Here is a 22021-nt window from a genome sequence, read left to right as displayed (position 1 = left end):
AAAGGATGCTGGGCGGATATCGCTGCTCGCAGCGGAGAACGTGGTCGCCGGTGTACGGCCCGGCCCTGGGGCCGTCACCAGCCGTAGGGGCCGAATCGGCCCACGGCGACGAGTGCGGCGAGGACGAACAGGATGGAGGTGACCGGCAATCCGGACGGCTCTTTGCGGCGCAGGTGCATGGCCGCCGCCAATGCCATCAGGATCGCCATTGGTGCGGCCGGCTTACGCGCGGGGCTCGTCCATGGCGGGACGCGCGCTCAGTGCCGCTCGAGTTCCAGCCTGGGCAGCAGGCGGGCGAGCGGCGCCGGCAGCCACCAGGCGCGGCGGCCCATCAGTTCCATGGCGGCCGGGACGATGAGGCAGCGGATGACGACGGCGTCGACGAGGATCGCGACGGCCATGCCGAATCCGGCCTGCTGGAGGAGGCGGTCCGGGCTGAGCATGAACGCGCCGAAGATCACGACCATGATCGCTCCGGCTGCGGTGATGACCGAGCCGGTGTGGGCGAGGCCCTCCCGGACGGCGTGGGACGGGTCGTGCGGGGAGCGTGTCCATTCCTCGTGGATGCGGGAGATCAGGAAGATCTCGTAGTCCATGGACAGCCCGAAGACGATGGCGAAGACCATCACCGGCAGGTACGCCACGATGGGGCCGGGCTCGACGCCGAACCAGCCGTCCTGGAACACCAGCGTCATCGCGCCGAGCGCGGCGCCGATGCTGAGCAGGTTCAGCAGTGCGGCCTTCAGCGGGACGAGCACCGACCGGAACACCACCATCAGCAGGATCAGCGAGAATCCGACGACGATGGCCATGAACAGCGGCAGCCGGTCGGCGACCTTGCCGGAGTAGTCCTCGGACGCGGCCGTGGACCCGCCGACCAGGTAGGTCGCGCCGTTCCGCGCGGACACCCCTGGCAGGACGTCGTCGCGCAGCGCGGAGACGAGCCGGGAGGTCTCCTGGTCCTGCGGCGCGGACGTGGGGAACACCAGCACGGTCGCGGCGCCGCCGTCCGGCGTGGGCACCGGGGCGCCGGCGGCCTGGACGCCCGGGGTGCCGGCCAGCGCGCGTGCCGCCGCGGCGGCGGCGTCCGGGCCGCCGTCGGTGACCACCAGCAGCGGGCCGTTGAACCCGGGCCCGAAACCCTTGGAGAGCAGGTCGTAGGCCTGCCGGCTGGTGGTGCCGGACGGGTCGCTGCCCGCGTCGGAGAAGCCGAGCCTCATCCCGAGCGCCGGGAAGGCGAGCGCGCCGAGCAGCACCCCCGCCGCCAGCAGCGCGGCCAGCGGGCGCCGCTGCACCAGGGCCGCGAGCCGCCGCCAGTGCGTCCCCTCGGCGGCCCGGCCCTTGGCCTCGCGCCGCCCGGCGCGGCGGGCGAACTGGCGGGCGAAGCGGTGGCCGAAGACGCCGAGCAGCGCCGGCAGCAGGGTCAGCGAGGCCAGCATCGTCACCAGCACGGTCAGCGCGACCGACAGCGCCATGCCCTGCAGCGACCCGAGCCCGAACGCGACGAGACCGAGGAGTGCCAGGATGACGGTGCAGCCGGCGAAGAACACCGAGCGGCCCGCGGCGTCCAGCGCGTTCACGGTGGCCGCCTCCGGGTCCGCGCCGCGCACCAGTTCGGCGCGGTAGCGGGCGAAGATCAGCAGCGCGTAGTCGATGCCGACGCCGAGGCCGACCAGGATCATCACCGGCGGCGTCCAGTCGGCGATGGTGAAGACGTGCGAGGCGACGACGATCGCGCCGACCGTGGAGCCGACGGCGAACAGGGCGATGATGATGGGCAGCCCGGCGGCGACGACCGTCCCGAACATCAGGACCAGGATGACCAGCGCGGCCAGCAGGCCGACGCCTTCGGCGGCGCCCGTCCCGCCCTGGCCGAGCAGCCGGGCCGCGTCGCCGCCGACCTCGGCGCGCAGCCCGCCGCCTTCGACCTTCTGGGCGGCGTCGAAGATCCGCTGGGTGTCGGCCTTGGGCATGTCCTGCGACGGGACGTCCAGCGTCACGGTGGCGTAGCCGATCGTGCCGTCCTTGCTGATGGCCGCGTCCTGGTACGGGCTGCGGACCTGGCCGACCTTGGGCAGCCCGGCGACCTCGCCGAGCATGGAGGTCACCCGCTGCTCGACGCCGGGCCCGCGCAGCCCGCCGGCGTCGTGCAGGACGATCGCGAGGGTGTCCCCGGCACGCGCGGCGCCGTGCCGCTCCAGCAGGTCGGCGGCCTGTTGCGACTCGGTCCCGGGGAGGGAGAAGTCGTTGCGGTAGTCGTCGCCCGCCACCGACGCGACGCCCCACACGCCGCCCAGGACGGCGACCCACAGGATCAGCGCGAGCCATCGGCGGCGATGGGCCAGGCCCGCGATGCGGACGAACACGCCCTTGCGTGAGGGCGGCCGGGTGTTCTCTTCTCTGGGCAACTCGGTCAGTGTCATGGTCTGGTCTCCGGTGCGGTCGGCCTGCCAGGTTTCGTGGTTGACGACGCGACCGCGCCAGGTGTGACGCCGGTGCGGCCGTGTCACACTCGGCCCCGCCGCGTCGTCAAAGAGGCATGGCGATGACCGACCGGGACACCGAGGAACTGCTCGCACGGTCCTTCGAGGCCGACCGGCCGCGGCTGCTGCGCGTGGCGTACACGATGACGGGCTCGCTGGTCGAGGCGGAGGACTGCGTCCAGGAGGCATGGCTGCGGCTGCGCGGGCTCGACGACCCGGCCGGCGTCCGCGACCTCGCCGCCTGGCTGACCACCACCGTCAGCCGGCTGGCGCTGGACGTGCTGAGCAGCGCGCGCGCCCGCCGCGAGCGCTACATCGGCACCTGGCTGCCCGAGCCGCTGGTCGAGGCCGCCACGCCCGACCCGGCCGACCGGGTCACCCTGGACGAGTCGGTCAGCATGGCGCTGCTCGTCGTCCTGGAGACGCTCTCCCCGGCCGAGCGCACCGCGTTCGTCCTGCACGACGTGTTCGGCGTCCCGTTCCCCGAGATCGCCGAGGTCGTGGGCCGCACCCCGGCCGCGGTGCGGCAGCTCGCCTCCCGGGCCCGCCGGCACGTCGAGGACGGACGTCCCCGCACCCCCGCCACGCGCGCCGAACAGGACGAACTGGTCCAGGCGTTCACCGCCGCCTGCCAGCACGGCGACCTGCCCGGCCTGATCGCACTCCTCGACCCCGGCGTCGTGCTGCGCGGCGACGGCGGCGGCAAGGCCGGCACCCTGAACCGCATCGAGCGGAACGCCGTACGGGTGGCCCCCATGATGATCGGCCACTCCCGGGCCGTCGGCTCGATGGACATCCTGCCCGCCGAGGTCAACGGCGCCCCCGGCCTGGTCATCCGCAGCGGCGACGGCGAACTGTCGGTCCTGGCGTTCACCGTGGACGCCGGACTCATCACCGCGATCGACCTCATCCGCAACCCCGACAAGCTCGCGAAGATCCCGAACCTGGGCTGACCGCAGCCGGTACCCCGACATGACACCGAAAGGTGAGGCGCAGAAGCCGACTGCGCCTCACCTTTCCCGTGCTCGCGCCGTGTCAGGGGAGTGAACTTCCCATTCCGGTCACTTGCGATAGACGTAGAACATCGATTCGCGGGACATGTAGAGGTCGCCCGACGGGGCCTGGGTGAGCAGCGAGATCGGCCGGACGAGCTGGGTGTAGGCGAGGGTGCTCCGGTCGATCCGGAACACCTTGGCCTGGGCCTTGCCGTAGAGGTACCCGTCGGCGGGGTCGAAGAAGAGGGCCGCGTCGCGCCAGACGTGGTTCACGGTGTCCCAGGGGTAGTCGCAGTACTTCGCCGTCCGCAGGGTCTTCCTGGTGGCCGGGTCGAACTCGAAGATCCCGCACGTCGAGTAGCCCCAGATGTGGCCCTTGTCGTCCGTGGTCAAGCCGCTGAAGGAGCGTTCGCCCGGCATGGGAACGGTGGTGTAGCGGACGGTCCCCGTGGCGACGTCCACGGCGACCAGTTTCGCGTCGTACTCCTTGGGGCCGATGCCGCTGCCGCCCCACACCGAGGTGGTGCCGTAGACGACGCCGTCGTGATGAGTGAGTCCCACGATGCTGTGCGTGGGGACGACGTCGTCCAGGACTCGCGACTTCCCCGTGGACGGGTCGTAGAACGCGAGCACGCCGCCGAGGACGCCGGAGGACGGGACGGTGCCGATCGCGAGGACCCCGCCCGCGTTGATCATGGCGAAGGGCCGGTCCTGCCGCTGCCCGGACAGGTCCATGATCCGGCGCGGGTTGGTGCCCGGCGCCCACGGCTCGGCGGGGTCGTACTCGTAGATCTGGGCCCGCGGATACTCGCCCATGTAGAGCTTGTCCCCGATGGTGACCATGCCTTCCATCTGGCCGACGCCCTTGTACCCCACCATGGCGCCCGTCGCCGGGTCGTAGCTGGCGAGGCCGCCGGACAGGTAGCCACTGCCGTAGATCTTGCCGTCCGGTCCGGGCGCGAGCGACTCGGGGGCGGTCGGCTGCTCGGAGAGGTCGGCGCGGAAGCTCTCGACCCGCCCCGACCTGAGCCCCACCCGCCAGAGCATGCCGCCCGTGTTGGCCTTCACCAGCAGGTCGTTACCGGACACGAGGCCCACCGCGTGCAGGAGCATGGCGGACTCGACCACGGCGATCTTCTGGAGCGATCCGGTGCGAGGGTCGAGGGCGGTCACGTCACCGCCGCGGAGGAAGAGGAGCCGGTTGCCGTGAGCGACGAGGCCGACGCTCGACACGCCGGTGACGTGGTGCGTCCAGGCGCCCTTGGCCAGGTCGTACACCCACAGCTCCCCGGCCGAGGCCGACGCCGCGAAGCGGACCGCGAGGTACCGGCCGATCACGCGCACGTCGTAGGCGTACTGGTCCGTGTCGAGGCCGGCGGGAAGGGCGATCGGCTTCTTGTCCCCGGTCCCCGGATCGACGGCGACGACGTTCGCGTGGGCGCCGACACCCGCGTAGACGGTGCCGTCCGGGGCGACGTCCAGGGAACGGACGTACTGCTCTCCGGCGACGAGCCGGCCGTAGTCGCGCACGTTCTTGGTGGCGGGGTCGTACTGGAACAGCCGGCCGCCCGGCGAGGTGCCGCCGTAGAACCGTCCTTCCCGGTCCGCGGCGACCGACCAGATGAAGGTCTCACCCGGCAGCGGCGTGCCGAGGTCGGTGACCGAGCTCGCGCCCCAGGTCCAGTGGAAGGCCTTGCCGGACGAGTAGCTGCCGATGAACGCGCTGCCGTCGGGACCGGCGGTCACCGCCCAGGTGCCGAGCGCGCCCGGCAGCGGCAGCTCGTACTCGCGACTCCCGTCCCGGGTGTCGATGACCGAGAACAGCGCGCTGCCGGAGGCCACGGTCGACACCGTATAGAGGTAGGAGACGCCGTCCGGGCGTTCCACGACCGTGCCGCCGGGCGTGGTCACACTGCTCAGAGGCAGCGAGGGCAGTCTTTCCAGGGTCGCCGCGGACGCGGAGGGGGCGACCGCCGCCGTCACTCCGAACAGCAGCAGCACCCCCAGCAGGGCTCTGACTCGTCTCATTGATCGGCTCCTCGCCTCGACATCCCCGTAGAGATAGCAACCCGGACAAGTAACGGTCAAGACCGAAATTAGCCTCCTTGTCGACGTGTACCGCAGTAAAAAGGCATGCTCTCGCCATGAGCTCAGGGGTTGACGAGTACGGATCGGCGGCGTTTCACTTTCGGCCAAGACCGTAAGAGGTTCACCACCGGGAGGTCCCGTGCCCACACCACGCTCGATCACGGCGGCGGCGCTCGCCGCCGTCGTCCTCGTCCCGCTGATCGGCGCCGCGCCCGCCTCGGCCGTCCCCTCGCACGCCCGGGACGGCGCCACCGTCGTGCCGCTCGGCGTGCCGCTCTCCGACGTCCTGCTGATCGGCGGTGTGGTCGCCCCCGGGCCGGGCGGGCGCCCCGCCCTCTGGAACGTCTCGACCGGCAAGCCCGCCCACCTGAACGCCGTCGACCCGGCCAGCGGCGCGAGGCTGGTCACGGCGCCGCTGCCGGGCGCCGAGGGCGGCTGGGCGGTGACCGCCGCGCCGGACGGCTCCGTCTACGCCGGGACGTACAACGACGGGCACCTGTACCGCTGGCGACCCGGCGCCGGCGACACCGTCGAGGACCTGGGCCGGCCGCTGGCCGGCCAGTCGTTCATCTGGCGGCTCACCGCCGACCAGGACGGCAACGTCTACGGCGGCACGTCGCCGGGCGGCCGGGTGTTCCGGTACGACCCGCGCACCGGCGAGGTCCGCGACTACGGCCAGCCCGTCCCCGGGCAGACGTACGTCAAGAGCATCGCGTACATGAACGGCAAGGTCTACACGGGCTCCTACGCCCAAGCGCACATCGCCGAACTGGACCCTGCCACCGGGGTCGCACGGGAGTTGCCGCCGCCGCCGGGCCTGGGCTCGATCGAAGGCAAACAGGTCTACGACATCAACGCCCGGGACGGTCGCCTCTACGTGCGGATCGGCAGCGCCTTCCCCAGCCCGCTGTTCGTCTACGACGTCGCCTCGGGCCAGTGGACGGACGAGATCCCCGACGCCCACGGGCTCGACGTCTCCTCCGCCGGAGCCGAGGGCGAGATCTATCTCATCCAGCAGAGCGAGCTGAAACGCTACGACCCGGCTGCCAGGAAGCTCACCGGTACCGGCCTGACGTTCACCGGCCGGGTGCAGAACGCCCGCTCGATCGGATGGGCCGAGCTGGACCTGCCCGACTATCCGGGCAAGAGCATCGTGGGGACGCTCTGGCGCGGCGAGATGTTCCGCTACAACCCGCAGACCGGCAAGTACGCGATCCTGCCGACGGACGTCCGCCGCGAGCCGATCGAGATCATGTCGGTCGCGGGCGGCCGGACGCGGGCCTACGCGGGCGGATTCCTCAACGGCGGCCTCTCGCTGGTCCCGGAGTCCGGTGAGACCGTGTTCAACCGCTTCTCCCAGGTGGAGTCGATTCTGGAGGCCTCCGACGGAAGGGTGTGGATCGGCGCGTATCCCGACGCCCGGCTCTACTCCTACGACCCGGCCAAGCCGTGGAGCAGCCCCGAGTACTCGCCGGGACCGCCCGGCACCCCCGACAACCCGCGGCTCGCCGTCAACCTCAAGCCCGAGCTGCAGATGCGGGCGCGCGCCCTCGCCGAGGTCGACGGCAAGATCGCCGTGGGGACGGTGCCGGAGGGCGACCGCCTCGGCGGAGCCCTGGCCATCTACGATCCCGGGACGGGTCAGACCCAGGTCACCCGGAACGTCGTGCAGGACCAGAGCGTGTTCGGCCTGACCTCGCGCAAGGGCGTCGTCTACGGCGGGACGTCGATCACCGGCGGCCTCGGCACGACGCCGCCGACCCGCACGGAGGGCACGGTGTTCGCCTGGGACGTCGCCCGGAGCCGCAAGCTCTGGGAGACCGCGCCCGTGCCCGGGGTGGGAACCGTCGGTTCCGTCACCATCGGCCCTGACCGAAAGCTCTGGGGCGTTGCCGGAAAGACCGTATTCTCCGTCGATCCGCGCACGGGAACGGTCCTCAAGCGCTTCGTCCTGGGCTCGGGCACTACGGGCGGCGATATCGTCGCGACCCGGAAGGCCCTCTACGCGGGGCTGGACGGCAACCGGATCTACCGGATCGATCCCAGCTCAGGACGGGCACCGACGGTGGTCGTCGAGCACCCGCACCGCCGGCTGGCGGCTCAGGGCGACCATCGGCTGCTGTTCAGCCATGGCGCGGAGCTGTTCCGGGTCGAGCTACCCCATTGACAGCCCAAAACCACTCCGGCTAGTTTCGGCCCAGGCCGTTATTAGTTCCCCGTCTGCCAAACCCCCCACCGATCGCCCGGGGGAGCTCGCCGCACCCCCACTGGACTAAGGGGTTCAATGAAACCCATCCTCAGCCGCGTCTTGGCGCCGCTCACCGTGCTCTCGGCCGCCGCCGCGCTCACCACGGCCTGTGGTGGCTCCGACGCCTCCTCCAACAGCCTCACCGTCTGGATGTACCCGGTGATCGCCGACCAGCAGGCGAGCAGGACGTACTGGCAGCAGATCGAGAAGGACTTCGAGGCGGCCGAGTCCGGTCTCGACCTGAAGATCGAGCTCCAGCCGTGGGACAACCGGGACCAGAAGGTGGCCACCGCCCTCGCCGGCGGCAACGGTCCCGACATCGTGCTGCTGGGCCCCGACCAGGTGCCCCAGTACGTCCAGAACCGGACCCTCGCCCCGGTGGACGACGTCACCGCGGGCGCCGGGTCGAGCTTCCTGCCGGGCTCGCTGAAGGCCCTCAGCGTGGAGGGCAAGCTCTACGCAGCGCCGATCTACCACACGATCACCAGCACGATCTACAACAAGGAGCTGCTGGACAAGGCCGGGATCAAGACTCCGCCGCAGACCTGGGACGAGATCAGGGCCGCCGCTCCCAAGCTCAAGGAGGCGGGGGTGGCCACGCTGGACTACTCGGCCTCGCCCGAGGCCAGCCTGAACCTCAACTTCTACCCGCTGCTCTGGCAGGCGGGCGGAACGGTGTTCACGCCGGACGGGAAGAAGGCCGCGTTCAACGGCCCGGCCGGGGTCGAGGCGCTCACCTTCCTCGTCGACCTGTACAAGGACGGGGCCGTCCCGAAGAGCGGGCTGAGCAACAAGAACGTGTTCGCCGACCAGGCCCTCGGCAAGAAGCAGGTGGCGATGGGCTTCGCCAACGTCCCCGCCGACGTCAAGATCGCCGCCGGCGCCTGGGGCAAGGAGAACGTGATCGTCGGGCTGCCGCTGCGGCACCGGAAGCAGGTCGGATTCGGCCTGCCCGGCGGACTCGGCGTCAACGCCAGGTCGAAGAACAAGGCGAACGCCGACAGGTTCCTCCGCTTCATGATCGACCCCAAGCGGATCACCAGCCTGACCGCGGCTTCGGGCTTCCTGTCGCCGCGCACCGACGTCAAGGCGCCGGCGGCCGACGAGACCACCGCCAAGTTCGCCGAGGCGCTTCCCTACGCCCACTCGGGCGAGGCGAACGTGTCGGCCCGGCAGGTCATGTCGCTGCTCAGCGCGGAGATCCAGGCCACGCTGACGGGCAAGAAGGAGCCGCGGCAGGCGCTGGACGACGCCGCGAAGCAGGCCGACGACCTGCTGGCGAGGCAGCGCTGACCGTACCCGGAGGCCCGGACCGCGCGTCCGGCCCCCACTGATCCCGTCCGAACCACCGGGTGCGGGCCGCTCGGACCCCGGCCCGCACCCGCACCACTGGAGGCGCCGGTGACTCTGTCCACCCAGGAACGGCGGGACGGGACGCGGCGCCCGTGGTCCCGGATCGCGCCGGTCTCCGGGAGACGCTTCCGGCAGGCCCGCGTCGGGCTGCTCTTCGTCGCCCCCATGCTCCTGCTGTTCATCGTGTTCCGGTTCGTGCCGACCGCGGGCGCGTTCCTGCTGTCGCTGACCGACTACAGCCTCAGCGGCGAGTGGTCGTTCATCGGCGTCGACAACTACACGCGGCTCGCGGGCGACGACCTCTTCCGCGAGGCTCTGATCGTCACCCTCACCTACGTGGTGGTCTTCGTTCCCCTCACGGTGCTGCTCTCGCTGGGCACGGCGCTGCTGCTGCACCAGGTGGTGTGGGGGCGGGGCTTCTTCCGCGGCGTGTTCTTCCTGCCGTACGTCACCAGCATCGTGCTCGCCGCCGTGATCTGGAAGTGGATCTACGACGCCGAGGACGGCCTGCTGAACGGGCTGCTCGGCCTGGTCTCCGCCGGGCCGGTGGACTTCCTCGGACGGGCCGGGGCGGTGCTGCCGTCGATCGCGGTGACCTCGGCGTGGAAGGGCTTCGGCTACTCGATGCTGATCCTGCTGGCCGGGCTCCAGTCGATCCCGCGCTCCTTCACCGAGGCGGCGATGATCGACGGCGCGGGCGCGTGGCAGCGGTTCCGCCACATCACGCTGCCGCTGCTGCGGCCGGTCCTTTTCTTCGTGCTGGTGATCGAGACCATCCAGGCGTTCCAGGTCTTCGACGCCATGTACGTGATGACCGGCGGCGGGCCGGTACGGGCGAGTTACTCGCTGGTGTACCTGCTGTACGACTCCGGCTTCAAGTTCTTCGACTTCGGTTACGCCAGCGCGATCGGACTGATGCTCTTCGCGGTCGTGCTGGTCGTCTCACTCGTGCAGCGCCGGTTCGTCGGGCGGGAGGACTGATGGTGACGTCGACGCGGGGGCCGGCGGGACGGCCGCGTACACAGCGGCGGAGGCCGGCCGCACGGCTGCGGAGGCCGGCGGCGCGGCCGGGGCGGCGCCAGGGCGGCGGGGCGGCCCGTCTCACGGCGCCCGTGCTGCTGGCGCTCACGGCGATCGTGACGATCACGCCGTTCGCCGCGATGGTCCTGGTCGCGTTCGCCCCGCCGAGCGGGCGGACGTTCCCGGACGCGTTCATCCCGTCCAACGTGACCTGGGAGAACTTCCAGAACGTGCTGTCGGGCTCCGACATCGGCCGGTGGACGCTCAATTCCCTCGTCTACTCGCTCAGCTCGGTGGTGCTGATCCTGCTGTTCGCGTCGATGGCGGGCTACGCGTTCGCCAAGAAGCGCTTCCCGGGCCGCGAGATGATGTTCTGGGCGTTCCTGGCCACGCTCATGGTGCCGTTCCAGGCCACGCTCATCCCCACCTACATCCTGGTGTCCAAGCTCGGCTGGGTGGACGGCTACTGGGGACTGGTCGTCCCGACGCTCGCCAACTCCCAGGCCGTGTTCCTCATGCGCCAGTTCATCTCCCAGCTCCCCGACGAGCTGTTCGAGGCCGCCGAGATGGACGGCGCCTCCGAATGGCGGATCTACACCACGATCGTGCTGCCGCTGGTGCGCCCCGCCCTCGCCACCCTCGGGGTCTTCGTCTTCCTCTGGCACTGGAACGACTTCCTGTGGCCCCTGGTCGTCGGGCAGTCCGGCGAGATGCAGACGCTGACCGTGGGGCTGGCCACCCTCCAGGCCGAGAACGTGCCGATCAACCAGATCATGGCGGGCGCGACCATCACCGTCCTGCCGAGCCTGCTCGTCTTCGGCCTGCTCCAGCGCTACCTGACCGACAGCATCGCGACGACCGGCATCAAGGGCTGAGCGCGGTGCCCGAGATCATCGACGTCAACCGCGTCCTCGGCCCGATACCCACCGACGACGTCCCGAGCGCGGACGCCCCGGGGCTGCTCGCGGAACTGGACCGGCTGCGCATCGACGCCGCCTGCGTCGTCCACTCTCGCGCCCTGTACTACGACCCGGTGGAGGGCGGCGCGGCGCCGCCCCGAGGGGACGACCGGCTGATCCCCGTCCCGATCCTGGTCCCGGGACCGCTCGGCACACCGCCCGGCGCGGCCGGCGATGCCCGGCTCGTGCGGCTGTGCCCGGCCGGGCATCGCTTCAGGCCGACCGGGCCGCACGGCCTCGCGCTGGCCCGCGAACTGGCCGAGAGGGGCGTCAGCGTCCTGCTCGGCTGGGACGAGGTGTCCCCGGACGAGGTCGAACGGCTCGCCACGCGCGTCCCCGACCTCGGCATCGTGCTCATCAACACCGGCTACCGGAGCCTGCGGGAGCTCGCCGACCTGATGGAGGCCCACCCCCGGATCAGGGTCGACACCGCCACGCTCAACGGGCACCTCGCCGTGGAGTGGATCGCCCGGCGGTACGGGGCGCACCGGGTGCTGTTCGGCACGGGCGCGCCGATCACCGACGACGCCGGGCCCCGGTTCCAGCTCGACCTGCTCGACCTGCCCGAGGCCGACGTCGCGCTGATCGCCGGGGGCAACGCGCGGGCCCTGCTCGGGTCCGGGAAGGACGGCTGACATGGACGAAGGCTGGCGGGGCCGGGTCATCGACGCCCACGGCCACCTCGGCTCATGGTTCAACTTCGCGATCCCGGACGCGTCGCCGCGGAGCCTGCTCGCGGTGATGGACCGTGCCGGGGTGGCGACGATGTGCGTCTCCCACCTGCTCGGCGTCGGCCCGGACGCGCGGTCGGGCAACGCGCTCCTGCTCGCGGAGCTGGAACGCCACCCGGGACGGTTCCTCGGCTACGCGGTCTACGATCCGCACGACCCGCGGGCGGAGGCCCGCGCGGCCGGCCTGCTGGACGCCCCGGGCGTGATCGGGCTGAAACTCCATCCCGACACCCATGAGCACCCGCTCGACGGTCCCGGCTACGCGCCCGCGCTCGCCCTGGCCGCCGAGCGCGGGCGGCTGGTGCTCTCCCACGGCCAGCACGGCTCGCCGTGGTCGGATCCCGCGCGGTTCGAGACGGTCGCCGCCCGGCACCCGTCCCTGCGGATCCTGCTGGGCCACGCCGGGCTGTGGCCCTCGGGGTACGCCGCGGCCGCCCGCGTCGCCGGACGCCACCCGAACGTCACGCTGGAGATCTGCGGGTCGCGGATGACCGCGCGGCACGTGGCCGGGCTGGTGGCGGCGGTCGGCGCGGACCGCGTGGTCTTCGGGTCCGACGCGCTCTTCCTCGACCTGCGCGTCGGCCTGGGCCGGGTCGTCCTGGCGCCGCTCGAACCCGCGGAGCGCGACATGTTGCTGTTCGGCACGATGACACGCCTACTGGAGGACGTCCGATGACTCTGGCGATCGACGGCGGCACGCCCGTGCGGACCGCGGGATGGCCCGCCTGGCCGCCCCCCGCGACCGCCGAACAGCGCAGGCTGCTCCTGGAGGTGCTGGACGGCGGGGAATGGGGGGCCACGTCCGGGACGAAGGTCGGCGCGTTCGCCCGCGCGTTCGCCGCCTCCATGGGCGCGCGGCACGGCGTCTGCGTGGTCAACGGCACCGTCGGCCTGTTCCTGGCGCTCCGCGCCCTCGGCGTCGGCCGCGACGACGAGGTCATCGTCCCCGCGTACACCTTCGTGGCCAGCGCCACCGCGGTCGTGCTGGCGGGAGCGCGGCCGGTGCTCGCCGACGTCACGCCGGACACCCTGCACCTGGACCCTTCGGCCGTGGAACGGGTCATCGGCCCCCGCACCAGGGCCGTCATGCCCGTGCATCTGGCGGGCGCGCCGGCGGACACGGAAGCGCTCGGCGACCTGTGCCGCGCGCACGGCCTGGCGAGCGTGGAGGACGCGGCGCAGGCCCACGGGGCGTCCCGGCACGGCCGGCCGGCCGGGACGCTGGGCGACGCGGCGTGCTTCAGCTTCCAGTCGAGCAAGGCGATGACCGCGGGCGAGGGCGGCATCATCGTCACCGACGACGACCGGGTGCATGAGCGCGCCTGGTCGCTCCACAATGTCGGCCGCCGCCTCTCCGGCGGCTGGTACGAGCACCCCGAGCTGGGGTGGAACCTGCGCATGACGGAGTTCCAGGCGGCCGTCCTGCTGCCCCAGCTCGGCCTGCTGGACGGCCAGATCGCGGCCCGCGAGCGCGCGGTGGCCTTCCTGGCGGGCGAGCTGGAGGCGTTCGACGGGCTCGACCTCCTGCCCGCCCCCGAGGGAACCACGCGGAGCACCCATCACCTCGGACTGCTCCGCTACGACTCCGCCGCGTTCGGTGGCCGCACCAAGGCGGAGTTCATCGCGGCGATGGCGGCCGAGGGCGTCCCCCTGGACGCGGGCTACCGGTCCCTGTCCCGTGAGGCGGCCCTGCTGCCGTACACGGAGCCGGTGCCCTGTCCCGTCGCCGAGGCGGCCGAGGACGCCGTCGTGTGGCTGCGCCAGCACCTGCTGATGGCCGACGACGAGGCGCTGTGCGACATCGTCACCGCGGCGGCCAAGGTGCGGCGGGCCTTCCGCGGGCCCTGACCACCGCGCGACGTGAGGCCCCGCGGGACGGGCGGCGCGGTCGGCCGGCCCCGGCGGCCGGCCCGGCCGGCTCCGGACCGGGGGGCCGGGGGCCGGGAGCCGACCGCCGTTTCGGTCTTATCCGGAAAGCAGCGCGCCGAAATTCTCGATGGTCCGGAGGGCGTCGGCCTGGGACATGCCGGGCGGCTGGACGCGCAGGACGACGCCGTCGGCGCCCATGGCCGCGTAGTGCCCGAGGCGTTCGGCGCACTGGGCGGGCGAGCCGATGACACTGCGCGCGGTGATGTCGTCCCAGCCCTGGGCGTAGCGGGACGCGTCCGCCGACGTGCGCTTCCAGTCCGTGTACGCGCCGTAGAGGCCGAGCAGCGGTTCTTCGAGCGCCTTGCGCGCGTCCTGGGAGGTGGTGGCGCAGTAGCCCTCGCGGCAGACGATGACCTCGCTGCCGAGCGTCCCTGGCCCGCGGGGATGGGCGAGGTATTCGGCGATCTTGCCGGGCAGGTGGGCGTCCAGCTCGTTGAACGACGTCGTCCAGCCGTCGCACATCCGGGCCGTGCGCTCCAGGACGGCCGGGACGCGGCCGCCGTTCCACAGCCTCGGCCGCGGGCTCTGCGCAGGCCGGGGCGACAGGAACGCCTCGCGCACCGTGGTGAACCGGCCCTCGTAGGTCACCTCGGCCTCCGTCCATAGCCGGGTGAGGATGGTCAGGCACTCCTCGAACCGGGCCACCCGCTCCGCCGGAGCCACGCCGTACAGGGCGAACTCCTCGGGCCGGTAGCCGAGCACGAAGCCGGCGGTCACCCTTCCCCCGGACAGGACGTCCAGGTGGGCGAGCGTCTCGGCCAGGACGACGGGGTGGTAGAGCGGGGCGACGATGCCCGCGGTGGCCAGGCCGATCCGGTCGGTGTGGGCGGCCAGCCAGGTCAGCGAGGTGAGGATCTCGTGGTAGCCGGGGCGGTGCAGGTGCCGCTCGCCCAGGACGATCCATTCGAAGCCGGCCTCCTCGGCCAGCCGGGCCTGCTCGACCGCGTCCTTCAGGGAGGACCGGTCCGCCCGATCGCCGTAGAGATTCAGATACAGACCAAGGCGCATGTGCCCCGCCTCCATTGACATCGACCAGTCGCGCTACTTACGGTCTAGACCGTAAATGGTTCCGCCGCCAATTGCGACCCCTTCAGAGGAGTCAGATCTTGACCGTCGCCCCCAACCGGGCCGTCCCCAGCCGAGTGCCGGGCGACGACCGCATCGCCGCCGTCACCACCCGCGTGGTGCGCGCACCCTACCGGCGGCCCTTCGAGATCAGCAGCGGGACCAGCACCGAACTGATCAGCCTCGTGGTGGAGATCGAGACGGCCGGCGGCGCCCGCGGCATCGGCGAGACCTCGCCGATGACCGCCTATACCGGCGAGACCCTCGCCGGCGTCAACGCGGCCATCCAGGAGCACCTCGCGCCCGCGCTCGTCGGCCGCGACCCGCTCGACCGGGCCGGCGCGCACCTGGCGATGGACGCGGCCCTGCGCGGCCAGCACGTCGCCAAGGCCGGCGCCGACATCGCCCTGTTCGACCTCGCCGGCCGGCTCGCCGGATGGCCCGTGCACGCCCTGCTCGGCGGGCGCGTCCGGGACCGGGTGCCGATCGCCTGGGTCGTGGGCCTCGGCACGCTGGACGAGATGGCCGCGGAGGCGGCCGAGTACGCCGCCCGCGGGTTCCGGCACATCAAGGTCAAGGGGGGGCACGACCCCGAACGCGACCTGGAGCTCGTCCGCGCCGTCCGGGCCGCGTTGCCCGCCGACGCCGAACTGTGCCTGGACGCCAACGAGGGCTACGACACCACGACCGCGCTGCCGACGCTCGCCAAGATGGCCGACGCCGGGCTCTCCCTGCTCGAACAGCCTCTGCCGCACTGGGACATCGCCGGTCTCGCCCGGCTGCGGGAGCGGCTGGACGTCCGGGTCATGGTGGACGAGAGCATGCAGTCGGCCCCCGACGCCCTGGAGATCGTCCGGCGCGGCGCGGCCGACGTCATCAACATCAAGATCCTCAAGGTGGGCGGCCTGCACCGCGCGCTCCAGGTCGCCGCCATCGCGGAGGCGGCCGGGCTGGCCGTCAAGATCGGCTCGATGCCCGAGCTCGGCGTGGCCACCCTCGCCGCCCTCCACCTGGCCGCCGCCCTGCCCGGCGCCACCGTGCCGGCCGACCTGGTCGGCCCGCTGCTGGTGCGCGAGGAGCCCCTCGCCCCCACCGCGTTCGCCGTCGCCGACGGCTGGGTGCGCGTCCCCACCGTGCCGGGCCTCGGTCACGATCTCTGACGGGTCCCCGCGCATCACCCGCTCTCCCAGGCCGGACGGGCCGCCGGGACGACAGGAAGGCAGAAGTTGCACGCTCTCGTCGAACGGCTGCGCGGCACGCTGCTGCCCGCCGTCGTCACCCCCATGGACGCTGACGGCGTCGTGGACTACGACGCTCTGGCCGCGTACGCCGAACGTGTGGCCGCGGGACCGGTCGGTGGTGTCGCCGTCTGGGCGCACACCGGCCGCGGGCTCCACCTGAGCGACGACGACCGGTCCCGGGTGCTGGAGGTCTGGCGACAGGCCACCGCCGCGCCCATCGTGGCGGGGGTCGGGGTGCCCCGCTCCGCGCCGGCCCCGCGGCTGCGGGAGGCGGAGGACGCGACCGTCGCCATGGCCGTCCGGGCCGCGGAACTCGGCGCCGACGCCGCCATGGTCTATCCCCTCGCGGCGTTCGGGACGCTCCCCGACGGGCACGCCCGGGCCGTGCGGCTGCACGAGCGCGTCGCCGCCGAGAGCGGGCTGGCCCTGGTCGGGTTCTACCTCCATGGCGAGGCGGGCGGCCACCCGTACCCGCCCGCGCTGATCCGGGAGCTGCTCGAACTGCCCGCGATGCTCGGGGTGAAGACCGCGACGCTGGACCGCGCGATCGGCTGCCAGGACGCGATCTGGGCGGGCCGGGGGACCGGGCGGCTCGCGATCACGGGTGAGGACCGGATGTTCGGGCCGTCGCTGATGTGGGGCTCCGACACCGCGCTCGTCGGCATCGCCGCCGCGCGGGCCGACCTGACGGCCGAGGTCCTGCGGACCTGGAACGAGGGGGACCACACGGCCTTCGTCGCCGCCTCGGAGCGGCTGGACCGCTTCGCCGCCGTCACCTTCTTCGACCCGATCGAGGGCTACGTGCAGCGGATGATGTGGGCGGCCGTGTGGGAGGGGCTCCTGCCCGAGGACGCGGCCCACGACCCCTACGGCCCCGCGTTGCCCGGAGCGGAGCGCGATGCGGTCATCGCCTGCCTGGAAACGCTGCGCCCCGCGCGCTGACGACCGCGCCGAGGACCTCGCGGGCCGTCGTCCAGGGGACGGCCGCCCGGCCCTCGGCGGTGCCGTCCAGGAAGGCGTCGACGGTGCCGGCGTAACCGAGCGCCTCGAGCGGGTCCTCCCCGGCGCCCGTGAGCGTCGCCGTCTCCGTTCCGCGCGGGGTGTGCACGGTCACCTCGTAGCGTTCCTCGTCGGTCGCGCCGAGGATCTCCACCAGGCCGTACCGGCCGTCCGGCCAGGTCAGCGCGATCACCCCGACGTCCTCCGACCGCGTCTCGCGGTGGACGCGCACCGCGCCGCCCGCCCAGCGCGCGCGCAGCCCGGGGCCCAGCACCGCCGAGGCCAGCTCGACGCCGTGCAGCCCCATGGTCACCAGCGTGCCGCCGCCCTCGTCCGGATCGTCGAGCCAGCGCCGTCCGGGGGACAGGTAGGCCGCGACGGAGTGCCGCACGGTCACGCGGACACCGAGGACGTCCCCCGCCGTCCCGCCCTCCGCGCCGCCGGCCGTCTCGGCGAGCCTTCTCACGGCCGGCGCGAACCGCAGCACCGAGCACGTCGTCACCGGGGCGGCGCCGCTCCGGGCGCTCCCGGCCACCTCGTCCAGCCGATCGAGATCGGCCGCGGTGCCCACGGCCGGTTTCGTCACGAACGTCGGGATTCCCGCCTCCGTCAGCCGCCGGACCACATCGGGCACCGCCCGCGGGCGGCAGGTGACGATCGCGGCGTCCGGCCTCGCCGCGACCAGCTCCGCGAGCGACCGCACCGGCTCCGCGCCGTGCTCGGCCGCGAAGGAGCCGTCCTCGTCCCCCCACACGACGAGGTCGGTGATCGCCCGGTCCCGCAGGAGCCGGGCGTCGGCGCCGGGATGGTAGGCGGTGGCCAGTCCCGCGAACGCGACCCTCATCCGGCCCCCGCCGATCCGAACGGCTCGGCCAGTCCGAACAGCTCCGCCGCGTTCCGCCACAGCACCCGCTCGAGTTCCTCGCCGGTGAACCCCGCGTCCCGCACGACTCCGAGCGCGACGCAGGGATCGATCAGCGTGGAGTCGGTGCCGAAGAGGAACCGCTCGATGGGCACCCCGGCCGCCCTGGCGTAGCCGATCCGGCCGGCGTCGGCGACCGTCCGGCAGTGCTCCAGGTAGAGGCGGTCGCACGAGGCGGCGGCGTGCGCGGCCTCCCGCCAGGCGTCGCCTCCCGCGTGCCCGACGATCACGCGGAGCCGGGGACGCGTCGCCAGCAGCCCCGGCAGCAGGGCGACGTCCGGGCCCCACGTGTGCAGGAGCAGGGGGACGCCCAGCTCGTCCAGCAGATCGAACGCCTCGGCCATCCGCGGCGAGCCGATCGGGACGCCCGGATACGTCGTGTGGATCTTGGCTCCCAGGAAGCGGCCGGACGCCAGGCGCCCGCGCAGCTCGTCGGCGGCCCCGTCCAGGCGGTTGGGGTTGACCACCGCGTAACCGTAGAGGCGGGGATGCGCGGCGAGGACCTCGGCCAGGGCGGCGTTGCCCGCCTCGGCGTCCAGCATGACCGCCTCGGACGCGGACACGACCTGCACGTCGATGCCGTACCGGTCCATCAGCTCCAGGTTGAGCGCGACGTCCCCGACGTCCATGTGGAAGGGCCACGGGCCCCAGTGACCGTGCACGTCGATGATCGGCATCAGGACTCCTCCCCGAGCAGGCCGGCGACGACGCCGCCCGCGATCAGCCGCCGCTCGTCCGCGCCGATCCGGGCGTAGCGGAGCCGGAGCGTCTGCGGCGAGATGTCCATGAACGGCGTCCGCGAGCCGAAGACCAGGCGGTCCGCGCCGAGGGTCCCCACGACCCGTTCGATCGAGTCCGGGGCCGACAGCAGCCGCGTGGTGGCCCGGAACCCGGGCTCGTCGCGGGCCAGCACGAGGAAGTCGGCGAGCAGGTAGGCGTGCAGGTCAAGGAAGATCACCTCAGCCCCCCGCCCGGCCAGGACCGGGCCGAACGCGCGCGGGTCGCCGTCGTGCAGGAGGACCATGCCGCGCGCGACGGCCTCCTCCACCACCCGGCGGTGACCGGGAAAGCCGGGCTCGGCGCCCTGCTCGGCCGTGAACAGCCGGACGAACCGGACTCCGCGGGCGACCAGCCCGTCCAGCAGGTCCCCGGCGGACGCGGCGTCCCGCAGGTCCACCGTCCCCACGGCGGTCACCTCGCCGTCCGCGGCTCGGGCGGCGCGCAGCGTCTCGGCGTTGCCCCCGGCGGCGTCGAAGAGGGCGCCCCGGGTGGAGATCGCGCAGGCGCGCCGCACCGCCGCTCCGCGCAGCCGCCGCAGCACGCCCTCGAACCCGAGGTCGGCGGGGTGGGACGGCCACGGCCCGAACAGGACGTCGACGTCGTAGCCGATCTCCTCCTCCGCGGAGCGCGTCAGCCAGTCATACGACACCGGCGTGCACCTTCCGGACGGCCGCGGCGATGGCGTCGACGTCCTCGTCGGTGTACGCCTCGTTCCACGGCAGGGTGACGAGCGTCCGATCGATCAGCCGTTCCGCGTTCGGGCACAGCCCCGGCGGATAGTCGCGATCGATCGGGAAGCGCGAGGCGCCATAGACGGGAGCCTCGGCCAGGGCCGGGTTGCCGTAGAGCGGCCGTTCCAGGTAGCCGGCGGAGGCCGGAACCCCTTCCCGCTCCAGCGCGGCGGCCCAGACCCGGTTCCCGGGCTCGCCCGGAACGGTGAACGGGAACATCCACCACGCGTGCCCGGGCTCCCCTGGAAGCCCCAGGCCGGGCAGATCGGCCAGGGCGGCGAGAAGCCGCCGGGCCCGCTCCCGCCGCCGGTCGACCACACCGGAGACCTTCCCGAGCTGGGCCCGGGCGACGGCCGCGACCAGCTCGGTCATCCGGTAGTTCAGCCCCAGGGACAGGTGCAGGCGGCCGATCGAGCGGTCCCAGCCCTTGTCCATGAAGAGCCGCATCCGTCTCGCCGACTCCGGATCGGCGGTGATCGCCAGCCCGCCGTCCCCGGCCGTGATGTGCTTGTACTGCTGGAGGCTGAAGCAGGCGATGTCGCCGTACCGGCCCACCAGGTCTCCGCCCGGCACCGTGCCCAGCCACGCCTGGGCGCAGTCCTCGATCAGCGCGAGGCCGTGCCGGTCCGCGAGGTCGCGCAGCTCGGCGACCGGCGCGGCGGCGCCGAAGAGGTGCACCACGATGATCGCCTTCGTGCGCGCCGTGATCGCCGCCTCCACCGCCGCGGGGTCGAGATTGCCGGTGCCGGGATCCACGTCCGCGAAGACGGGGACGGCGTTTTGCGCGAGGATCGGCGCGACCGTTCCGAAGTCGGAGATGGGGGTGGTGATGATCTCGTCACCGGGGCCGGGGTTCACCGCGGCGACGGCCAGGTGGAGAGCGGCCGTTCCCGAGGAGCAGGCCACGGCGGTCCGCCCGTATAGTCGCCCCATCTCGGCCTCCAGCGCACGTGCCTCCGTGCCGAAGGTCCCGCACAGCAACGCCGAGTCGAGCACGCGCAGCACGGCCGCGCGCTCCTCGGCTCCGATGGTCCGCCCGCGGGGTTCGAGGGGACCCGGCAACGGCTCGGTTCGCGACATGACACCACCCTGAATACCCTTAATTAAGGTCCCGGCCGAAACTAGATGTCCGTTGCGGGACCGTCAACCCTGAGACCACAGATCGGCCTCTTCTTCGGTATGCTTGGCGATTGAGGCCCGGGCCTAAACCTTGAGGAGCGGCACACCGATGACCCTCACCCTCGGGATCGTGGGAGCGGAGGATCTCGTCCACCGCGTCGTCGCGGTCGGGACCGAGGACGCCTCCGCCACGCTCCTCCCGCTGCCCTACCGGCACGAGAGCGAGACGGTCACGATCGTCGAGGAGTCAGGCGAGCGCGTCGACGCGTTCCTGTTCACCGGCATCGTGCCCTACACCATCGCGGCCGATGCCGGCGCGCTCACACGACCCTCGATGTACGTCCCCTACGACGGCGCCACCCTCCTGCGCGCCCTGGTCGAACTGCTTCGCCTCGGCCACGACGTCACCCGGGCGTCGATCGACACGCTGCGCCGGTCGGAGGTCCTGGAGACCCTCACCGAGGCGAAGCTGCCGACCGATCACGTCAACGTCCTGCCCTACCGGCCCGGCCTCTCCTCCGACGACATCGTCGCCTTCCACCGTTCGGCCCGGGAGAGGGACGACACGCGCGTCGCGATCACCTGCCTGGGCTCGGCGTTCCACCAGCTGGAAACCGAGATGCAGGCGATCCGGCTGGCCCCCTCGCGGTACTCGATCCGCGCCACCCTCCAGGCCCTCGTCCTCACCACGAGCGGCCGCCACGCGGGCGACGCCCAGGTCGCGCTCGGCATGATCGAGCTGCCGGGGCCGGACGATCACCTCACCGGCGACCTGGTCACCCTCGGCGGCAGCCTGGCCGCCCTGCCCGACGGAGGACACCTGGTCGTCACCACGCGCGGGCTCCTCGAACAGGCCACCGGGCAGTTCACCCGGATGCCGATCCTGGACCGGCTGGCCGCCCGCCACCCGGCCGTGCACATCGGGTTCGGCGTGGGGCGCACCGCCGCCGACGCCGAGTCACTGGCCCGCCGCGCCCTCAACCGCGCCGCCTCCATCGGTGACACCGCGGGCGTCGTCTCCATGGCCGAGGACATCGACATCGTCTTCGAACCCGACAGCGAGGGCCACCGGCCCCCCGAACGCGGTCAGGAGAGCCTCCCCCTCGTGGCCCGCAGGGTCGGTCTCAGCACCCAGACCGTCCTGCGCCTCCGCGACCTGACCACCACGCGGCCGGACGGCCTCACGGCCCATGACGTGGCCGAGCACCTGCTCGTCCAGCAGCGCACCGCCCGCCGCATCCTCAAGCGCCTGGAGCGCGCCGGCCTCGCCGCGCCGATGGGAAGCCGGCAGGAGGGGCGGACCGGACGCCCCCCGACCGTCTACAGCCTCCACCTCTGAATCCGCGGGCCCCTGCCCG

At 72.7% G+C, this 22021-nt stretch carries 19 protein-coding genes; 11 read left to right on the top strand and 8 right to left on the bottom strand.

The genetic code is table 11. The features are described from left to right. Positions 1-74 precede the first annotated feature (74 nt). Complete coding sequence (locus IW256_RS42395; RefSeq protein WP_269217950.1) at positions 75-197, bottom strand: hypothetical protein; 123 nt, start codon at positions 195-197, stop codon at positions 75-77. A gap of 60 nt (positions 198-257) precedes the next feature. Further along, positions 258-2423: an MMPL family transporter gene (locus IW256_RS29290; protein ID WP_197014020.1), complete on the bottom strand. Its 2166-nt coding sequence runs from the start codon at positions 2421-2423 to the stop codon at positions 258-260. Positions 2424-2545: 122 nt separating this feature from the next. On the opposite strand from IW256_RS29290, the gene sigJ reads away from it, so the two are divergent. Further along, positions 2546-3436, top strand: a complete 891-nt coding sequence (gene sigJ, locus IW256_RS29285) for an RNA polymerase sigma factor SigJ (protein WP_231403976.1) — start codon at positions 2546-2548, stop codon at positions 3434-3436. A 108-nt stretch (positions 3437-3544) separates the two neighbouring features. Here sigJ and IW256_RS29280 read toward each other — a convergent pair whose 3' ends face one another. Then, complete coding sequence (locus IW256_RS29280) at positions 3545-5506, bottom strand: NHL repeat-containing protein (RefSeq protein WP_197014018.1); 1962 nt, start codon at positions 5504-5506, stop codon at positions 3545-3547. A 199-nt stretch (positions 5507-5705) separates the two neighbouring features. On the opposite strand from IW256_RS29280, the gene IW256_RS29275 reads away from it, so the two are divergent. The 7 genes from IW256_RS29275 to IW256_RS29245 all read left to right on the top strand — a co-directional run bounded on the left by IW256_RS29275 (position 5706) and on the right by IW256_RS29245 (position 13725). Further along, positions 5706-7733: a ligand-binding sensor domain-containing protein gene (locus IW256_RS29275; protein WP_197014017.1), complete on the top strand. Its 2028-nt coding sequence runs from the start codon at positions 5706-5708 to the stop codon at positions 7731-7733. Positions 7734-7850: 117 nt separating this feature from the next. After that, positions 7851-9107: an ABC transporter substrate-binding protein gene (locus IW256_RS29270; protein WP_197014016.1), complete on the top strand. Its 1257-nt coding sequence runs from the start codon at positions 7851-7853 to the stop codon at positions 9105-9107. Positions 9108-9215: 108 nt separating this feature from the next. After that, the gene (locus tag IW256_RS29265) at positions 9216-10148 is read left to right on the top strand and encodes a carbohydrate ABC transporter permease (protein WP_197014015.1); all 933 of its coding nucleotides are present in this window, start codon (positions 9216-9218) and stop codon (positions 10146-10148) included. 131 nt (positions 10149-10279) lie between these two features. Next, positions 10280-11062, top strand: coding sequence for a carbohydrate ABC transporter permease (locus IW256_RS29260; protein ID WP_307829177.1), 783 nt, complete (start codon positions 10280-10282; stop codon positions 11060-11062). A 5-nt stretch (positions 11063-11067) separates the two neighbouring features. After that, complete coding sequence (locus IW256_RS29255; RefSeq protein WP_197014013.1) at positions 11068-11781, top strand: amidohydrolase family protein; 714 nt, start codon at positions 11068-11070, stop codon at positions 11779-11781. A gap of 1 nt (position 11782) precedes the next feature. Further along, complete coding sequence (locus IW256_RS29250; RefSeq protein WP_197014012.1) at positions 11783-12553, top strand: amidohydrolase family protein; 771 nt, start codon at positions 11783-11785, stop codon at positions 12551-12553. Then, the gene (locus tag IW256_RS29245; RefSeq protein ID WP_197014011.1) at positions 12550-13725 is read left to right on the top strand and encodes a DegT/DnrJ/EryC1/StrS family aminotransferase; all 1176 of its coding nucleotides are present in this window, start codon (positions 12550-12552) and stop codon (positions 13723-13725) included. The genes IW256_RS29250 and IW256_RS29245 overlap by 4 nt, the downstream gene beginning before the upstream one ends. A 117-nt stretch (positions 13726-13842) precedes the next feature. On the opposite strand, the gene IW256_RS29240 is transcribed toward IW256_RS29245, so the two are convergent. Then, positions 13843-14814 carry an LLM class flavin-dependent oxidoreductase gene (locus tag IW256_RS29240; protein ID WP_197014010.1) on the bottom strand — a complete coding sequence of 324 codons (972 nt, stop codon included), beginning with the start codon at positions 14812-14814 and terminating at the stop codon, positions 13843-13845. A gap of 98 nt (positions 14815-14912) precedes the next feature. Here IW256_RS29240 and IW256_RS29235 point away from each other — a divergent pair, with 98 nt between their 5' ends. Together IW256_RS29235 and IW256_RS29230 are read left to right on the top strand one after the other, a co-directional pair. Further along, a complete protein-coding gene (locus tag IW256_RS29235) occupies positions 14913-16031 on the top strand; it encodes a mandelate racemase/muconate lactonizing enzyme family protein (protein WP_197014009.1) in 1119 nt (372 codons plus the stop codon). Between the two features lie 66 nt (positions 16032-16097). Next, a complete protein-coding gene (locus tag IW256_RS29230) occupies positions 16098-17054 on the top strand; it encodes a dihydrodipicolinate synthase family protein (protein ID WP_197014008.1) in 957 nt (318 codons plus the stop codon). On the opposite strand, the gene IW256_RS29225 is transcribed toward IW256_RS29230, so the two are convergent. Genes IW256_RS29225 through IW256_RS29210 form a run of 4 tightly spaced genes read right to left on the bottom strand, consistent with a single transcriptional unit; the run spans position 17017 to position 20624 of the window. Further along, positions 17017-17955 (bottom strand): Gfo/Idh/MocA family protein, encoded by a 939-nt coding sequence (locus tag IW256_RS29225; RefSeq protein WP_197014007.1) that lies wholly within the window; start codon positions 17953-17955, stop codon positions 17017-17019. The two genes, IW256_RS29230 and IW256_RS29225, sit on opposite strands and share 38 nt — an antisense overlap. After that, positions 17952-18710, bottom strand: a complete 759-nt coding sequence (locus tag IW256_RS29220) for an amidohydrolase family protein (protein ID WP_197014006.1) — start codon at positions 18708-18710, stop codon at positions 17952-17954. Before IW256_RS29220 ends, IW256_RS29225 begins: the two co-directional genes overlap by 4 nt. Beyond that, entirely contained in the window at positions 18710-19462 is a 753-nt protein-coding gene (locus IW256_RS29215; protein ID WP_197014005.1) for an amidohydrolase family protein, read from the bottom strand. Before IW256_RS29215 ends, IW256_RS29220 begins: the two co-directional genes overlap by 1 nt. Further along, positions 19452-20624 (bottom strand): DegT/DnrJ/EryC1/StrS family aminotransferase, encoded by a 1173-nt coding sequence (locus tag IW256_RS29210; RefSeq protein WP_197014004.1) that lies wholly within the window; start codon positions 20622-20624, stop codon positions 19452-19454. Before IW256_RS29210 ends, IW256_RS29215 begins: the two co-directional genes overlap by 11 nt. 148 nt (positions 20625-20772) lie before the next feature. On the opposite strand from IW256_RS29210, the gene IW256_RS29205 reads away from it, so the two are divergent. After that, positions 20773-22002 (top strand): hypothetical protein, encoded by a 1230-nt coding sequence (locus IW256_RS29205; protein ID WP_231403975.1) that lies wholly within the window; start codon positions 20773-20775, stop codon positions 22000-22002. The last annotated feature ends 19 nt before the right edge of the window (positions 22003-22021 follow it).

This window comes from Actinomadura viridis, assembly GCF_015751755.1.
Classification (GTDB): Bacteria; Actinomycetota; Actinomycetes; order Streptosporangiales; family Streptosporangiaceae; genus Spirillospora; species Spirillospora viridis.
The sequence above is the reverse complement of the archived record's forward strand: the minus strand, read 5'-3'. Positions and strand labels throughout refer to the sequence as shown.

What these genes read in the sequence shown, in the direction of transcription:
- IW256_RS42395 (WP_269217950.1), bottom strand. Translation starts at nt 197, where the DNA reads ATGGCATTGGCGGCGGCCATGCACCTGCGCCGCAAAGAGCCGTCCGGA.
- IW256_RS29290 (WP_197014020.1), bottom strand. Translation starts at nt 2,423, where the DNA reads ATGACACTGACCGAGTTGCCCAGAGAAGAGAACACCCGGCCGCCCTCA.
- sigJ (WP_231403976.1), top strand. Translation starts at nt 2,546, where the DNA reads ATGACCGACCGGGACACCGAGGAACTGCTCGCACGGTCCTTCGAGGCC.
- IW256_RS29280 (WP_197014018.1), bottom strand. Translation starts at nt 5,506, where the DNA reads ATGAGACGAGTCAGAGCCCTGCTGGGGGTGCTGCTGCTGTTCGGAGTG.
- IW256_RS29270 (WP_197014016.1), top strand. Translation starts at nt 7,851, where the DNA reads ATGAAACCCATCCTCAGCCGCGTCTTGGCGCCGCTCACCGTGCTCTCG.
- IW256_RS29250 (WP_197014012.1), top strand. Translation starts at nt 11,783, where the DNA reads ATGGACGAAGGCTGGCGGGGCCGGGTCATCGACGCCCACGGCCACCTC.
- IW256_RS29245 (WP_197014011.1), top strand. Translation starts at nt 12,550, where the DNA reads ATGACTCTGGCGATCGACGGCGGCACGCCCGTGCGGACCGCGGGATGG.
- IW256_RS29240 (WP_197014010.1), bottom strand. Translation starts at nt 14,814, where the DNA reads ATGCGCCTTGGTCTGTATCTGAATCTCTACGGCGATCGGGCGGACCGG.
- IW256_RS29225 (WP_197014007.1), bottom strand. Translation starts at nt 17,955, where the DNA reads ATGAGGGTCGCGTTCGCGGGACTGGCCACCGCCTACCATCCCGGCGCC.
- IW256_RS29220 (WP_197014006.1), bottom strand. Translation starts at nt 18,710, where the DNA reads ATGCCGATCATCGACGTGCACGGTCACTGGGGCCCGTGGCCCTTCCAC.
- IW256_RS29210 (WP_197014004.1), bottom strand. Translation starts at nt 20,624, where the DNA reads ATGTCGCGAACCGAGCCGTTGCCGGGTCCCCTCGAACCCCGCGGGCGG.
- IW256_RS29205 (WP_231403975.1), top strand. Translation starts at nt 20,773, where the DNA reads ATGACCCTCACCCTCGGGATCGTGGGAGCGGAGGATCTCGTCCACCGC.